Genomic DNA, 15,011 nt, shown 5'->3' on the forward strand with positions numbered 1-15,011 from the left:
CCGTCGGAGCCACGGGCCTCACCCGGCCAGGCGGCGGCGCCAGAGGAGGGGGCGGATCTCCAACGCGCGGGAGGGGTCGGCGTTCCAGCGGGCGGGCAGGCCGGCGTCGGTGAGCGCGGCGGCCACCTCGTGGCCGATGGCGGTGGTGGTCAGCGGGGAGGCGTCGAAGCCGCCGTAGCGGAGGGTGAGGCCGTGGCCGGCGGCGGCGGAGTCGGTGGCCTGGGTGTGGAAGTAGACGTAGCCGCGGGCGTCCGGCGCCCCGGCGGCGGCGATCTCGGCGTCGCCGCAGGAACCGCAGCAGCTGAAGTGCTCCCGGGCGGTGATGCCGGCCTCCTCCAGGGCGGCGAAGGCCCGGGTGAGGCGTTCCGGGTCGGTCTCGCCGATCCAGCCGGTCTGCTCGCCGACGCGCTCCAGCCAGAGCCGGTCGGCCAGTTGCTCGGCCTGGTCGCGGGAGAGCGGGCGGTGGTCACCGGAGACCAGGTGGTCCTCGGCGAGTTCGGCGAGCTCGGCGCGGGTGGTGTAGCCGCCGGCCAGGGTGAGGCGCAGCCGGTCGTGCAACTGCCACAGGTCGTCGGCGGGCAGGTCGAGCGGCGGGGCGGGCTCCGGCTGCGGGCCCAGGTCGAGCGGCTGCCAGTCCAGGCCGTCGCCCCAGCCCGGCTCGTGCCGCGCCCAGCCCGTCATCGCGGCGATGACCGCCTCGGGACCGTCGGTGCGCACCTCGAAGTGCCGGGCGGCGGAGCCGTCGCGGTGTTCGAGCGTGTACTCGCCGCCTTCGGCGTGCCACACCTGGATGAAGACGTCCGGCAGGTCCGGTATCCGCTGGGCGACCAGGAAGCGGTCGCCCTTCGCGCCGATCCGCCGCACCAGCCGCGCCAACTCGGCCGCCTCCACCCGGAGGTGGCGCGTCCCGTCGTTCTCCTGCACCCCGATCGCCAGCATGTGGATCACCCAACCACACGCCACTGACAACGGCGCCGAGCCCCGGGACGCGCCCGCCGTCGGCCCGTTCTCGGCCCGCCGTCAGGCCTCCCTCAGGCCGCCGTCAGCCCGCCCGCTGCTCGCGGCGGAGGCGGAACAGCACGTTGGGACGCAGCGGGCCCTCGGGGGCGGTCGGGTCATCGAAGTCGTCGGCGGGGTCGGACGTCATGCCGAGGCGGCGCATGACGGCCTGCGAGCGGTGGTTGGTCGCGGTGGTGACGGCGAGGATCTCGGGGAGGCCGAGGGTGTCGAAGCCGTGGGCGAGGACGGCACGGGCCGCCTCGGTGGCGTAGCCGTGGCCCCAGGCGGCGCGGGCGAGGCGCCAGCCGATCTCGACGCCGGTGAAGGGCAGGCCCTCGTCGACCTCGTCGAGGCCGGCCAGGCCGACGAACTCGCCGGTCGCGCGCACCTCGACGGCCAGCCAGCCGTATCCGCGCGCCGCGCTCTCGGCCTCGAAGCGCGCCACCGAGGCGTCGCACTGCTCGCGGGTGAGGACGTCCCCGAGGTGCTCGCGGACTTCGGGGTCGGCGTTCATCGCGGCCCAGGGTGCGAGGTCGGTGTCCCGCCAGGGGCGCAGGAGAAGGCGGTCGGTGCGCAGTTCGGTCATGCGGGCCAGCCAACGCCGACCGTGCCCGCCGGGGCAACCCGTTTTCCGCACCCCCCGTACCCCCGTACCCCCGTACCCAGGAGCGCACCCGCCGGGAGGCGCGCCGTACTCAGACGCCCGGGGTCGCGACGATCCGGCCGGCGTCGATCGCGGCGAGCAGTTCGGCGTGGTCGAGCGCCGTCTGGTCGGCGTACCGGACGGAGAAGTCGGCGATCGCCTCGGCGAAGGCGTCCGCGCCGCCCAGGTAGCCGGCGATGGCGAGGCGGTCGCCGGTGCGCGCGTGGGCGCGGGCGAGGGTGCGGCCGCACAGGTCGGCGTAGGCACGCAGGCCGGACGGGGTGAGGTCGGCGACCTCGACCGAGCCCTTCATGTCGCGCAGTTGGCGGCCGTAGAAGTGGCGCCCGGCGGGGCCGGTGGTCCAGCCGAGGAAGATGTCGCTGGCGGCCTGCATGAGGTGCTGGCCGGTGACGACGCGGCGCCCGCCGTGGTGGACGGAGACCTCGGCGTCGACCCGGGTGGGCGGCAGGTGGTCCTCCAGGACGGACCGTCCGGCCTCCTTGAGCTGGAGGAACAGCGGGTCGCGGGTGTCCCGGCCCTCCAGCAGGACGATGTAGCAGCGGGTGCCGACGCTGCCGACACCGACGACCTTCATCGCCGCGTCGACGAAGCGGTAGCGGTCGAGGAGGACGCGACGGTCCTCGGCGAGGGTGGCCCGGTAGTCACTGAACACCTTGCCGATGTCGAGCAGTTCGTTCTTCTTCAGCGGTTCGATGAGCGGTGGCGCGCTGATGATGCGCCGCTGCCCGTCGCGTTCCTCGGTGAGCTTGCCGAAGGCGTGCAGGCTGGTGCGGCGGCGGGCCTGGGCGAGGTCGGCCTCGGCCTGCTTGCGCTGCCGGGGTTTGCGGAGCGGCGCCAGCAGGTCGCCCGCGTCGATCCGGGAGTACCAGACGTCGAGTTCGCCGAGCCCGGCGAGGCGGCGCATGGCGGTGGCGTAGCCCTGGACGGCGGTGCGGGCGGCGCGGTGGGCGCGGTCCTCGTCCTGTCCGTGGTCGCGGGCGGCGACGGCGATGCTGGCGGCCAGCCGTTTGACGTCCCACTCGAAGGGGCCGGGGTGGGTCTCGTCGAAGTCGTTGACGTCGAAGAGCAGGGCGCGTTCCGGCGAGGCGAACAGACCGAAGTTCACCAGGTGGGCGTCGCCGCAGAGTTGGACGGTGAGGCCGGTGTCGGGGACGGCGCCGAGGTCGGCGGCCATGACGGCGGCGGCGCCGCGCAGGTAGGCGAAGGGGGTGTCGGCCATCCGCCCGTAGCGGATCGGCAGCAGCCGGGCGACCCGGTCCTCGCCCTGGCGCACCAGCACCTCGACCGGGTCGGGCCGGTCGGCGGCGGGGATCCACCGCCCGTGGGCGGAGCGGGAGACGCGGTCGCGGGCGGCCCGGCCGTGCCGGCGGCGTTCGGCGGGGGTGGTCATGCGCGGCGGCTCCTCGGTCGGCGGGACGGCGGGTCGGCGGGAGGACGAAGCGGCGAGACGGCGGGCGGGGTACGTCTCCCCGCGACGCTAGGCCACGAGTGCCGGAGCGCGCACCGCGCGCCCTCCGACACTCGGCCGACCGGATGAAGCCGACCGGATGAGACCCCCCGGCCCCCGCTCACTGCACGGTGAAGTCCGCCATCATCGCCATGTCCTCGTGCTCCAGGTTGTGGCAGTGCATCATGTACGTCCCCCGGTAGTCGGTGAAGCGCACCAGAACCTCGACCGCCTCGGCCGGACGCAGGTCGACGGTGTCCTTCCAGCCGCCGTCGTACGGGCCCGGGTCGCGACCGTTGCGGCTGAGCACCTGGAACTGGTTGAGGTGGACGTGGACGGGGTGGTGCAGGTCGGAGGTGAAGCGCCACCGCTCGGTGCTGCCGAGGGCGGGCCGGGCGAGGTCGCGGCCGGGCCGGTACAGGTCGCCGTTGATGGTCCAGCCGTAGCTCCCGCTGCGCCGGAAGACGAACTTGCGGGTGACGTCGACGGCGGAGGCGTCCAGTTCCTCGATCGTGGACAGCTTGTCGGGCACGGTCGAGTCGTCGCTGACCTTCTTGCCGGAGACGTCGAAGCGCATCACCTCCGCCGTGCGCCCGCTGCCGAAGAGGTTGAGCAGCCGCACCGAGGTGCCCGGGGCGTAGCGGGAGAAGTCGACGACGATGTCGAAGCGCTCGGCCGGGGCGATCTCCAGCACGTCGTGGGCGACCGGGGCGGCGAGCAGGCCGCCGTCGGAGCCGATCTGGACGAGGGCGTCGCCGCCGGAGGGCTGCGGGTCGAGCCGGAGCCGGTAGGGGCGGGCGTTGGAGGCGTTGAGCAGGCGCAGCCGGTAGCGGGCGCGGTCGACGTCGAGGCGGGGCCAGGGGGCGCCGTTGACGAGGATGACGTCGCCGAGGACGCCGTTCATGTAGTCGTCGGTGACGCCGGGCGAGGCGAGGTCCTCGTCCATGGCGGGGTAGCGGAAGGAGCCGTCCCCGGCGAAGGAGCGGTCGGCGAGCATCAGCGGGAGGTCGCGGTCGCCGCGCGGCAGCGGCAGGGCGCTCTCCTCGTCGTCGTGGACGAGGTGGAAGCCGGCCAGGCCGCGCCAGACGCCGGGGCCGGTGAAGCCCATCCGGTGGTCGTGGTACCAGAGGGTGGCGGCGCGCTGCTTGCCCGGGTAGGTGTGGGTGCGCTCGCCCTCCGCGGTGCGCCCCGCCTCGTGGCCCATCCCCTGCATGCCGGGCATGTCGGACATCCCTTGCATGCCCGGCGCCCCCCGGCCCGCGCCGGAGGAGCCGACCGGCAGCAGCAGGTCGACGGGGTAGCCGTCGCTGTCGGCCGGGGTGTGGCCGCCGTGCAGGTGGACCACGGACGGCACCGGCAGCTCGTTGCGGTGCTTGACCACCGCCGCCCGGCCGGACCGGGTGACCACCGTCGGCCCGGGGAAGGTGCCGCCGTACGTCCAGGCCTCGGTCCTGACGCCGGGCAGGATCTCCAGCTCGGCGACCCGTTGGGTGATCTCGTAGTAGTCGGCCGTCGCGTCGGTGCGCACCGGCTGGAGCACCGTGGGCACCGGCAGCGGGACCTGGAACGGCTCGGGCAGGTCGAGGCCGCTGCCGAGCAGCCGGCCGGGGTGGCCCTCGGCGAACAGCCGGGCGGCGGCGGGGCCGGCGACGGCGGCCAGCGCGCCCGCGCCCAGGACGGAGGCGCCGACGCCCAGGAACCGGCGACGGTTCACTTGGACACCTCCAGCGGCCCGCCGGGGCGCGGCAGGCGTCCGCTGCCGTCCGGCTCGGGCAGGTGGTCCGCGCGGGCGGGCAGCGGCAGCCGCCAGGCGCCGACCAGCCCGAACAGGACCCCGCTGACCAGCAGCACCCCGAGGGTGACGTGCACGCTGATCGACCGCGCGTAGCCGGCCGCGATCTGGCCGACGACGGCGACGGTCAGCACGGCGGTGGTCCACAGCGGCCAGAGCGGGCCGCGGCCGGGCCGGCGCACCAGCGCGGCCACCACCAGTTGGCAGAGGACCACGGTGGCCAGCGTCATCGCGTTGCCCTCGTGGTCCTTGAGGGACTCGTAGGTGCCGTTGAGGAAGCTGCCGGCCAGCATGACCTGGAGCAGGGCCAGGACCGCCAGGGTGGTCGCGGTGGTGCGCAGCAGGATCAGCGGCCAGCGGGGCGCGGCGGCCTCGGGAGGACTGCTCATGTCGGGCTACTCTCTGCTTCGGCGGGTCGGGCGGGGCGGGCGAGAGCGTAGCTGATCCGACATCACGATCAGCTCCAATAAAGGGGTTTGGACTTTCCCAGCTACCCCATTGCGCCTACTCGGCCCGGCTTTTGTCACCCGTACGAGCGAGGCTCTGGTGTGCCCGTCCAGCGATCCTCGAGCAGGTGCCGCGAATGCTCGAAGGGCCCCGTCCGGCGGTACCGGACGGGGCCCTTCGGGCTTTCACTGGCCTCGGCTACTGCCGGGCGGCGCCCAGCGCCACCGGGCGGGTGCGCAGCAGGGCCCGGGCGGGCAGCCCGGTCGCGCCGAGGCAGAGCAGGACGGCTCCGGCGGCCAGCGGCAGGGCGAGCGCCGGCGGGATGTACGGGGAGGAGTTGGCGACGCCCCGGGCGATCGGGACGAGGGCGATCCAGGCGATCCCCCCGCCGATCACCAGGCCGGTCGCGGCGACCAGCAGCGCCTCCCAGCGCATCATGCCGCGCACCTGGCGCCGGGTGGTGCCCGCCAGTCGGAGCAGGGCGACCTCGCGGCGCCGGTCGAGGACGGTCATCACCAGGGTGTTGACGGCGGTGACGGCGGCGAACCCGCCGAGCACGCCGGCCATCACGGTGTTGGCCCAGGCGTTCAGCTCCATCATCTTGTCGGACTGGGCGACGAATCCGGCCCGGTCGGTCACGGTCGCCCCGCCGGGGCCCGCGAGGCCCGCCAGCGCGGCCGCCACCGCCGCGCGGTCGGCGCCCGGCGCGTCGGCGACCAGCACCTGGCTGTCGTACCCGGCGGTGACGTGCCCGGCGACGACCGCCCGGGGCAGCAGCACCTGGCCGAAGCCGAGCCCGCGGTCGTAGACGGCGACCACGGCGGGCCGCACCGGGGTGCCGTCGCCGAGCCGCAGCGGCACCCGGTCGCCGACCTCGACGTCCAGGGCGTCGGCCAGCGTGGCGTCCAGGGCGACGGTGTCGGCGGCGCGGCCCAGGTCGGCGAGCGAACCGCTGCGCACGCCCAGGTCGAGCACCCGGGACAGCCGGGCCGGGTCGCCGTCGACGCCGAGCGCGGTGGCGGAGCCGAGCTGCATGTCGTGGGTGTACACGGCGGCGGTGCGCAGCACGCCGACCGCGGCGTCCACACCGGGCACCTTGGCGGCCCGCCCGGCGGTGCCCGCGGGCAGGCCGGGGCCGGTGGAGCCGATCACGTGGTCGGCGACGATGCCGTCCCGCACGTTCGCGCCGGTGGTGTGGCTGATGGTGCTCTGGAGGAACAGCAGGGTGCCGCAGAAGGCGGTGACCAGCACGATCGGGGTGATCGCGGAGGCCAGCCGGCGGGCGTTGGCGCGGGTGTTGTCGGCGGCCAGCGAGCCGGGGGCGCCGCCGGCCCTCAGCGGGGCGCCGAACACCGTGGCGGCGACCCGCGCCACCCAGGGGCCGAGCAGCGCGACGGCCAGCATGAAGCACATGACCACGCCGAGCGCGGTGTTGGCGGCGTTGATGCCGTCCAGGGCGGCCGCGAAGGCGGCGGCCACCACACCGCCGACGGCGAAGAGCAGCCCGATGACGGTCCGGACCTTGCCGGGGTGGCCCGGTTCGACGGCGGCCGCGCCGAGCGCCTGACCGGGGCGCAGCTTGGCGGGGCGGCGGGCGGCCAGGAAGCCGGCGGTCAGCGCGGCGAGGGTGCAGATGAGGACGGCGGCGAGCATCGGCAGCGGGCCGACGTCCAGCCGCACGCCCTGCGGCACGGCGCCGCGCGAGGTCAGTTCGTCGAACCACCAGCGGGCCAGGGCCAGTCCGGGCAGGATGCCGAGCGCCCCGGCGACCGGCGCGACCAGCATCGCCTCGGTGGCGATGGTGCGGCGGATCTGCCGCGGGGTGGCGCCGATGGCGCGCAGGAGGGCGAACTCGCGGGCGCGCTGGCCGGTGGCCAGGGCGACGGTGCTCATCACGACGAAGATCGCGGTCATGGTGGCGTAGCCGCCGAAGCTGCCGCCGAGCCCTATCAGCAGGGTGCGGGCCTCGCCGATGGCGGGCTGTTCGACGGTGCCGCGGCCGTCGCCGGTGAAGACCTTGGCGCCGCCGCTCTCGGCCTTGGTCTCAAGGCCGATGGCCGGGGTGCCGGCGGCCTTGGCGTCCGCGGCCCGGGTGTCCGCGGCCTTGGCACCGAGGGCCTGGGCGTCGAGGGCCTGGCGGACCTGCGCGACCAGCGCGGCGCGGTCCACGCCCTCGCGCGGCTGGACGGCGATCGCGTCGATCCGGCCGGGGTGGCCGGAGAGGCGGTCGGCGGTGGCGTCGGCGAACCAGGCGGTGGGGCCGGCCGGTTGGGCGGCGGCCAGGCCGGAGATCCGGTAGTCGCCGGTGCCGCCGGGGGCGGTGAGGGTGAGCTTCGCGCCGGGCGCGAGGTGGGCGGCGCGCGCCGTGTCGGCGTCCAGTACCACCTCGTCGGCGCCGGGCGCACGGCCCTCGACCAGCTGGTCGGCCGGGCCGGCGATGCCGAGCGCGGCGAAGCCCCGGCCGGTCAGGGCGGGGGTGCCGGCGCCGGCCGGCAGCGGGAAGGCGCTGTCCGGGCGGGCGGCGGCGACCCCGGGCAGTGCGGCGATCCGGCCCACCAGGGCGGCGTCCGTCCGGGCCCGCTCGGGGGTGGTCAGCTCCCTGGTCTCGTTGTCGCGGCCGACCTTGGCGGTGATCCGCACCATCGGATCGGCCGCGACCACCACCGGGGCGCCCGCGTACCGCTGCGGTGCGACGCTCGCGGTCAGGCCGGTCTGCAGCAGCACGCCGCAGGCCACCACCACCACGGCGCCCAGCAGCAGGGCGACCAGGGTGCCCACGAAGGAGGCGGGTCGAAAGCGCACCGAGGCGCGCGCCAGTCCGTTGCTCATGCCCCTGCCCCGTTCCACTCGTCGATCGGTCCACGCCGCCCGTTCACGCCGCGACCCCCACCGGGCGGGCGGTGAGCGAGACCATCCGGTCGGCGACGGCCTGCGCCTGCGGGTGGTGCAGCTCGTCGACGAGCGCGCCGCCGGCCAGGAACAGCGCCCGGTCGGCGAACGAGGCCGCCACCGGGTCGTGGGTCACCATGACCACCGTCGCGCCCAGGTCGTCCACGGCGCGCCGCAGCAGGCCCAGCACCTCGTGCGCGGTGCGGGTGTCCAGCGCGCCGGTCGGCTCGTCGGCGAACACCACGTCCGGGTCGGTGATCAGCGCGCGGGCGATCGCCACCCGCTGCTGCTGGCCGCCGGAGAGCTGGCCGGGCCGCCGCTTGGCGTGCTCGCCGAGGCCGACCTGGGCCAGCAGCTCCCGGGCCCGGGCGCGGTCCTGGCGCTCGCCGGCCAGCCGCTGCGGGAGCAGCACGTTCTGCTCCACCGTCAGCGAGGGCAGCAGGTTGAAGGACTGGAAGACGAAGCCGATCCGGCTGCGGCGCAGCTTGGTGAGCCGGTCCTCGCTCAGCCGGGTGATGTCCTCGCCGCCGAGGCGGATCTCCCCCTGGTCGGGCTTGTCCAGGCCCGCCGCGCACTGCAGGAAGGTCGACTTGCCGGAGCCGGACGGGCCCATCACGGCGGTGAAGCTGCCCCGGGCCAGCGCCAGGTCGATCCCGCGCAGCGCGTGCACGGTCTCGCCGCCGCGGCCGTAGGTGCGGCGCACCCCGCGCAGCTCGATCGCCGGACGGGCGCCCTGCTCGGGGTACGGGCCGCCGCCGTACGCCCCCGTCGCGTACGGGCCGGCGGCGTGCGGTCCGGCGGCGTACGGCTCGGTCGATGGGCGGTCGTGGCGGCGTGCCATGGTTGGGCCTTCCCTCGGGGATCGTCGGTGGTCGTCGACGGGTTCCACGCTAGAAAAGGCCAGGCCGGCGGACCATGGAGGCCGCTGGCGGACCGGGGGTGGGGATATCCCCACCCCCCTCCGGGGGGGCTGCGGGCCCGCAGCGGGCGGGCTCACACCGGGTCGGCGACGATCTCCCCGTAGGCGGTGGCGAGTTCGGCGAGCACGGGGTGCGCCGGGTCGAAGGCCGTGCCGTCGGCCGCTGCCAGCGGCCGGACGCCGACGCCCGCGTTCACCGCGAACGCCGCCGTGAAGCGGCCCAGCCCGGACGCGTCCACCCGCTCGCGCGACTGCGGCCCGCCGTACGCGCCGGCCAGCAGAGCGGCGGTCACCCCGGGCAGGCTCGGGCCGTCCGGCCAGACCAGTCGGCGGCCGTCGAGGAAGCCGACGTTCCAGGTGGCGCCCTCGACCACCCCGCCGCCGTCCGGATCCACCAGCAACACGTCGTCGTAGCCGTCGAGTTGGGCCCGCCTGCGGTGGTGGACCAGGCCGAACAGGCCGACGTGCTTCACCTCCGGCAGCTCCCGCCGGTACCCGACCGTGCGCACCCGCAGCGGGCCCGGCGCCGCTGCCGCCGCCGCCGGGCGGGTGGTCAGCAGCAGCCGGGGCACCGCCGGGGCGCCGGGGCGTTCCAGGCCGAGCGCCGGGTCGTACACCGTCACCCGGACGATCACCGGCGCGCCGTCGGCGGGCAGCACCGCGCGGATCCGCTCCCGCACCGCCTCCCGGTCCAACTCGGCGGCGAACAGCACCCGGCAGTCCCGGACCAGCCGGTCCAGGTGCAGCGCCAGGCCCCGGACCCGGCCCGCCTCGGCGCGCAGGGTGGTGAAGTGCCCGTAGTTCAGCAGCCCCAGTGCGGCCAGCCGCGCCGGGTCGGCCGGCGCGCCGTCGATCTCGATCTCAGCCATCCCCCGAGTCTGCCAGCCCCGGCGCCGCCGCCACCGGGGCCTCCGCTCTCGGCGCCGGTGCCGGGGACGGGGTCGGGGTCGGGGACTGGGTCGGGGTTTCAGACGCCGCCACCGCCGGGCGGTACGGACTGACCACCTGGCGGCCCGCCGCCAGGGCCAGCTGCTCGAAGTGCTCGATCTTGTAGGCCAGCCCCTCCGGCTCCCCGGCGTCCGACCACCGCCACGCCTCCGCCCACCACTGCGGGCCGCGCACCAGCGGCCGGCCCGCGAGCGCCAGGTGCAGCGCCAGCGTCGAACGCGCGTACTCGTGCACCCAGCCGTCGGCCGCCCGGTAGTCGGGCGTCTCGTCCAGCCGCAGCCAGCGGCCCTCGCAGCCGGCGGCGAGCATCGGCACCCAGCCCCACCCCCGGTCCGCGACCAGCAGGTGCAGCCAGCCGCCCTCCTCGCACACCCGGTACGGCGGGAGCTGCGGCATCCGGGCCAGGGCCAGCGAACGCTTCCAGCCGACCACCCAGAGGCCGCGGCGCAGGTAGTAGCGGACGGCGTGCTGCCAGGCCCAGTGCGACTCCAGCCGGAAGCCGGGCAGGCCCTCTGCGGCCGCCGCCGCGTACACCTCGTCCAGCGCCCCGGCGGCCAGCCCCCGGCCGCGCGCCTCCGGGATCAAGTAGAGGGAGGAGACGGCGAGTTGGCCGGGCCCCTTGGTCCAGTTGTCCACCGCCACCGTGCCGGCCGCGGCGCCGTCCTCGTCCAGCACCCAGTAGCGGCGCCGGTACAGCTCGCCGCCGGGCCACTCCCGGCCGCTCTCCCCCAGCCGCTCGCGCCACCGGCGCTCGGCCTCCGGCGTCAGCTCGTCCGGGGCCACCAGCTCCCCCAGCTCACCCTCCACCAGGGACGCCAAGTCCCAGAGGGCGAACCGCCGTTCGTCCCCCTCGGCGACCGCCCGCAGCCGCGGCCCCGCCGCCAGCCGGTCCTGCGCCCGCTCCACTGCCGCATCCCACGACCTCACCACGCCGACACGATAGCGGGAGCGCGGGCACTTTCCGTAATTCGACGAACACCGAACGTCAGATCGGATGCGAAGGTCGCCGGGCGACGGCCTCGACGGATGGTAGGGGAAACCCGACCAGAGGACTCGACCTGACCGTGATGACCAGGCTGACCTGCGACGATGCAATGAACGGGTGATGAATCGGCACGACTCCCCAGACCGGCGACACGCCGCCGCCTGGTGCGGCGGATGGCTCCTCGCGGCCGGATGGGCCGGGGCCTTCCCACTGCTCTCCGACCTCGGCCCGCACCGCACCTGGGGCACCTGCGCCGCCGTCGGCTACCTGCTGGCGGCGCTCGCCGCCCTCCTGCCGACGCGCCGGGGCCGGCCGCTGTCCATCGCCCTCGCACTCACCGGGGCCGTCGCCGTGCCACTGCTCGCCCTCGTGCTGACCGGCCGGGGGCAGAGCGAGATCGGGGTGATCGAACGCTCCGGGGCCCTGCTGCTGCACACCGGAACGCCGTACCTCGCCGAGCCCCGGACGGTGGCCGAGTACACCCCGTACCTGCCCGGGATGGCGCTCCTCGGACTCCCCCGGGCCCTGCTCGACGGGCTGCCGCTCGGCGGCCTGTCACTCGATGGCCTGTCACTCGGCGGTCTGCCGCTCGCCCGGGTGGCGGGCGACGCGCGGCTCTGGTGCGCGGCCGCGTTCCTCGCCTGCCTGCCGCGCTCCGCGCCCGCCGGGCGGCGGACCGCCCTCGCAGCGCCGACCACCCCACCCCTTGGCCCGCGAACCGCCCTCGCCGCGCTGACCGCCTCGCCCGTCGTCGCGCTGCCGCTCTGCGTCAGCGGCGTCGACCTGCCGATGACCGGCCTCTGCTGGCTCGCCCTCACCCTCGCCGCCCGACGGCGCCCCGCCACCGCCGGACTGGCCCTCGCCGCCGCCTGCTCGCTCAAGTGGACGGCCTGGCCGGCCGTCGCCGTGGTCACCGCGCTGCTCGCCGCCACCGCCGGACGGCGCCCCGCCCTGCGCGCCGCCGCCGTCGCGGTGGGCGGCACGGCCCTGCTCGTCCTGCCCGGCGCCCTGCGCTCGCCCGGGCCGATGCTCCACCAGGTGTTCGCCTTCCCCACCGGCCGCGGCGACCTGCCCACCCCCGCCGCCAGTCCGCTGCCCGGACGGCTGCTCGCCGACCTCGGCCCGCCCGGCTGGTACGCGGCCGTCGGCCTGCTGCTGCTCGCCGCAACCGCCCTCGCGGCCTCCCTGCTCACCCACCCGCCCCGGCACGCGGCGGCCGCCGCCGACCGGCTCGCCCTCGGGCTCGCCCTGGCCTTCCTGCTCGCCCCCGCCGGGCGGTTCGGCTACCTCGCGCTGCCGGTCCTCCTCGTCCTGCTCGCCCGGGTGCTCCCGCCGCCCCTCCCCGTCCTCCCCGCTCCGAGCCCTTCTCCGCCGCCTTCTCCGATCCCTTCCCCGGCCGCTTCCCCGGCCCCTTCTCCGATCCCTTCCCCGGCCGCTTCCCCGGCCCCTTCTCCGATCCCTTCCCCGGCCGCTTCCCCGGCCCCTTCTCCGATCCCTTCTCCGGCCCCTTCTCCGACACCGAACCGAGGTCCCACCCGCCCATGGGCAGCACACTCATCGTCACCAACGACTTCCCGCCCCGCCAAGGCGGCATCGAAACCTTCGTCCACGCCCTGGCCACCCGGCTGCCCCACTCCGACGTCGTGGTCTACACCTCCGCCGAACCGGGCGCCGATCGGCACGACGCCGCTCTCCCCTTCCCGGTGATCCGCGACCGGGCCCGCACCCTGCTGCCCACCGCCCGGGCCACCCGCCGCGCCGCCGAGATCGCCCGTGCCCACGGCTGCGACCGGGTCTGGTTCGGTGCCGCCGCCCCGCTCGCCGCGATGGCCCCCGGCCTGCTCCGCCAGGCCGACGGCATCCGCCGCACCGTCGCCACCACTCACGGCCACGAGATCTGGTGGGCCCGCACCCCCGGCGCCCGCCGCCTGCTGCGCCGGATAGGCCGCAGCGTCGACGTCGTCACCTACCTCGGCGAGTACACCCGCGCCCGGATCGCCCCCGCCCTCGGCCCGGACGCCCGGCTGGCGCGCCTCGTCCCCGGCGTGGACCCGGACCGCTTCCGGCCCGGCGCCGAGGGCGCCCGGCGGGCCCGCACCGGGCCGGTGATCCTCTGCGTCGCCCGGCTCGTCCCGCGCAAGGGGCAGGACGTCCTGATCCGCGCCCTGCCGGCGATCCGCCGGGCCGTCCCCGGCGCGGTCCTCGTCCTCGTCGGCCAGGGCCCGTACGAGGACCGTCTGCGCGCGCTCGCCCACCGGTGCACCGAGCCCGGCAGCGTCGAATTCGCCGGCGGTCTCGACCACGCGGCCACCGCCGCCCACTACGCCGAGGCCGACGTCTTCGCCATGCCGTGCCGCACCCGCCGGGCCGGCCTCGAAGCCGAAGGACTCGGCATCGTCTACCTCGAAGCGGCCGCCGCCGCCCTGCCCGTCGTCGCCGGCCGCTCCGGCGGCGTCCCCGACACCGTCCTCGACGGCGTCACCGGCACCGTCGTCGACGGGCGCGACCCGGCCACCGTGGCCGCCGCCCTCACCCGCCTCCTCCTCGCCCCGCCGGCGGACCGCGCCCGGATGGGCGCCGCCGGCCGCGACTGGGCCGCCACCCACTGGTCCTGGACCGCCTCCGCCCACCGCCTCGCCCACCTGCTCGACCCCACCCGCTCCGTCACCGGCGCCCTCGCCGAGCTCTCCTGACACTTTCGGGCGCGCCAACGCCGTTTTGTTCAATGGGAGTTCGAGCAGAAGTGACACCAACTCACCAACATGCGGGCGATCATCGAGTCAGGGGGGGCAAAGGCTGCCGAATCCGCCCGCAGGATGCGCCTTCGGCGCGCGAAGTCCCGTATGCGCAGCAGGCGCACCCTTTTTCATCATATGAATATTTGCCTTCCGTTTTTCAATCCGACCGAATGGTGGAAACCCCGGGAGTAGAGCCGAAATCACGAGGAGGTGGGCACCATGGTGGAGGTCGAACGATTGCTGGCCGACTGCCTCCGGGACGCTCGCGACATTCCGTGGGGAACGGTACCGGTCGATTCCGCGGGCCCCGAGTACGAGGCCGCGCGCCGCGCGTTCCTGACGGCCGGGCTGTCCGCGCTGCGCGACGACCGGCCCGAGGACGGCTGGGTGCAGATCAACCTCGCGCCGGGCCCGGCCACTTGGCACCGGACGTACCGCGCCGTCGCGGACACGGCCCGCGACCTGATCTCCGCCGGCGCGGCGCGCTCCTTCTTCTTCATGCACAAACCGCCCGGACTGCGGGTCCGGTTCGAGGCGGGCCGGTCCGAAGTCGGGGCGCTGCGCGAGGAACTGGCGCGCCGCTTCCGCGCGGTGGACGGACAGCCGCAACCGCCGCTGTGCGGGCGGTACGAGCCGGAGACCTACCTCTTCGGCGGCCCGCGTTCGATGCGGCACGTCCACGACCTGTTCACGGTGGACTCCCTGGCCTGGCTCGATCACCACGACACCGTCGCGGCACCGGGCCGACCGGAGGCCGTCGCGGACTGGCGGTTGTCCCTGTACCTCCTCGGTGAACTCCTCGACGGCCTCGGCATCGTCGGCTGGGAGCACCGCGGGGTCTGGCAGGTGCTCCAGGACGACGCCGGCCGCAGGCTGGGCACCGAGCCGGACGAGGACACCCGGCGCGCCGCCGCGGGCATCCTCGCGGCCTGGCGAGCCGGCGGACGGAGCCTGCTCGATCCGCTGCCGCCGCAACGGCGGGCGGCGGTCGAGGTGCACGGGGACGCCGTGCGCCGGGCCGCCGAGGGGTGGCGCACCGGCTACTTCGAGTCCGGTGAAGCGGTGATCGGCCCGCGCCGCGCCGCCGCCCACTACGTCGTCTTCCACTGGAACCGGGGGCGGTTCTCCCTGGCCCGGCAGAGCCTGCTGACCCACGCGCTCACCGGTGACGGGAGGTCCTGAC

12 protein-coding genes are annotated in these 15,011 nt (G+C 75.8%); 3 read left to right on the forward strand and 9 right to left on the reverse strand.

The annotated features are described in order from the left end of the window. Positions 1-18 precede the first annotated feature (18 nt). From ACIO9K_RS02265 to ACIO9K_RS02305, 9 genes are all read right to left on the reverse strand, one after another. Positions 19-939 carry a DUF6891 domain-containing protein gene (locus ACIO9K_RS02265; RefSeq protein ID WP_363624382.1) on the reverse strand — a complete coding sequence of 307 codons (921 nt, stop codon included), beginning with the start codon at positions 937-939 and terminating at the stop codon, positions 19-21. Between the two features lie 103 nt (positions 940-1,042). Further along, the gene (locus ACIO9K_RS02270) at positions 1,043-1,585 is read right to left on the reverse strand and encodes a GNAT family N-acetyltransferase (RefSeq protein ID WP_363624380.1); all 543 of its coding nucleotides are present in this window, start codon (positions 1,583-1,585) and stop codon (positions 1,043-1,045) included. A 109-nt stretch (positions 1,586-1,694) separates the two neighbouring features. Next, positions 1,695-3,053: a DUF2252 domain-containing protein gene (locus ACIO9K_RS02275; protein WP_363624378.1), complete on the reverse strand. Its 1,359-nt coding sequence runs from the start codon at positions 3,051-3,053 to the stop codon at positions 1,695-1,697. 178 nt (positions 3,054-3,231) lie between these two features. Continuing rightward, positions 3,232-4,824 carry a multicopper oxidase family protein gene (locus ACIO9K_RS02280; RefSeq protein WP_400326238.1) on the reverse strand — a complete coding sequence of 531 codons (1,593 nt, stop codon included), beginning with the start codon at positions 4,822-4,824 and terminating at the stop codon, positions 3,232-3,234. After that, the gene (locus ACIO9K_RS02285; protein WP_400326241.1) at positions 4,821-5,291 is read right to left on the reverse strand and encodes a hypothetical protein; all 471 of its coding nucleotides are present in this window, start codon (positions 5,289-5,291) and stop codon (positions 4,821-4,823) included. Before ACIO9K_RS02285 ends, ACIO9K_RS02280 begins: the two co-directional genes overlap by 4 nt. A 256-nt stretch (positions 5,292-5,547) precedes the next feature. Then, positions 5,548-8,178: an ABC transporter permease gene (locus tag ACIO9K_RS02290; protein ID WP_400326244.1), complete on the reverse strand. Its 2,631-nt coding sequence runs from the start codon at positions 8,176-8,178 to the stop codon at positions 5,548-5,550. 43 nt (positions 8,179-8,221) lie between these two features. After that, positions 8,222-9,079: an ABC transporter ATP-binding protein gene (locus ACIO9K_RS02295; protein ID WP_363624371.1), complete on the reverse strand. Its 858-nt coding sequence runs from the start codon at positions 9,077-9,079 to the stop codon at positions 8,222-8,224. A gap of 152 nt (positions 9,080-9,231) precedes the next feature. Beyond that, entirely contained in the window at positions 9,232-10,026 is a 795-nt protein-coding gene (locus tag ACIO9K_RS02300) for an aminotransferase class IV (protein WP_400326248.1), read from the reverse strand. Continuing rightward, complete coding sequence (locus tag ACIO9K_RS02305) at positions 10,019-11,035, reverse strand: GNAT family N-acetyltransferase (protein ID WP_400326251.1); 1,017 nt, start codon at positions 11,033-11,035, stop codon at positions 10,019-10,021. Before ACIO9K_RS02305 ends, ACIO9K_RS02300 begins: the two co-directional genes overlap by 8 nt. Before the next feature lie 175 nt (positions 11,036-11,210). On the opposite strand from ACIO9K_RS02305, the gene ACIO9K_RS02310 reads away from it, so the two are divergent. The 3 genes from ACIO9K_RS02310 to ACIO9K_RS02320 all read left to right on the forward strand — a co-directional run bounded on the left by ACIO9K_RS02310 (position 11,211) and on the right by ACIO9K_RS02320 (position 15,010). Next, positions 11,211-12,797 carry a hypothetical protein gene (locus tag ACIO9K_RS02310; protein WP_363624365.1) on the forward strand — a complete coding sequence of 529 codons (1,587 nt, stop codon included), beginning with the start codon at positions 11,211-11,213 and terminating at the stop codon, positions 12,795-12,797. Then, positions 12,704-13,783 (forward strand): glycosyltransferase family 4 protein, encoded by a 1,080-nt coding sequence (locus ACIO9K_RS02315; RefSeq protein ID WP_400326646.1) that lies wholly within the window; start codon positions 12,704-12,706, stop codon positions 13,781-13,783. The genes ACIO9K_RS02310 and ACIO9K_RS02315 overlap by 94 nt, the downstream gene beginning before the upstream one ends. Positions 13,784-14,047: 264 nt before the next feature. After that, positions 14,048-15,010, forward strand: coding sequence for a thiopeptide-type bacteriocin biosynthesis protein (locus tag ACIO9K_RS02320; protein WP_363624363.1), 963 nt, complete (start codon positions 14,048-14,050; stop codon positions 15,008-15,010). Position 15,011 lies beyond the last annotated feature (1 nt).

This window comes from Kitasatospora sp. NPDC087271 (genome assembly GCF_044744605.1).
GTDB lineage: Bacteria > Actinomycetota > Actinomycetes > Streptomycetales > Streptomycetaceae > Kitasatospora.

Excerpts from the sequence above, each read along its gene's own strand:
- ACIO9K_RS02310 (WP_363624365.1), top strand. The coding sequence starts at position 11,211 with ATGAATCGGCACGACTCCCCAGACCGGCGACACGCCGCCGCCTGGTGC.
- ACIO9K_RS02270 (WP_363624380.1), bottom strand. The coding sequence starts at position 1,585 with ATGACCGAACTGCGCACCGACCGCCTTCTCCTGCGCCCCTGGCGGGAC.
- ACIO9K_RS02265 (WP_363624382.1), bottom strand. The coding sequence starts at position 939 with ATGCTGGCGATCGGGGTGCAGGAGAACGACGGGACGCGCCACCTCCGG.
- ACIO9K_RS02275 (WP_363624378.1), bottom strand. The coding sequence starts at position 3,053 with ATGACCACCCCCGCCGAACGCCGCCGGCACGGCCGGGCCGCCCGCGAC.
- ACIO9K_RS02300 (WP_400326248.1), bottom strand. The coding sequence starts at position 10,026 with ATGGCTGAGATCGAGATCGACGGCGCGCCGGCCGACCCGGCGCGGCTG.
- ACIO9K_RS02290 (WP_400326244.1), bottom strand. The coding sequence starts at position 8,178 with ATGAGCAACGGACTGGCGCGCGCCTCGGTGCGCTTTCGACCCGCCTCC.
- ACIO9K_RS02320 (WP_363624363.1), top strand. The coding sequence starts at position 14,048 with ATGGTGGAGGTCGAACGATTGCTGGCCGACTGCCTCCGGGACGCTCGC.
- ACIO9K_RS02285 (WP_400326241.1), bottom strand. The coding sequence starts at position 5,291 with ATGAGCAGTCCTCCCGAGGCCGCCGCGCCCCGCTGGCCGCTGATCCTG.
- ACIO9K_RS02295 (WP_363624371.1), bottom strand. The coding sequence starts at position 9,079 with ATGGCACGCCGCCACGACCGCCCATCGACCGAGCCGTACGCCGCCGGA.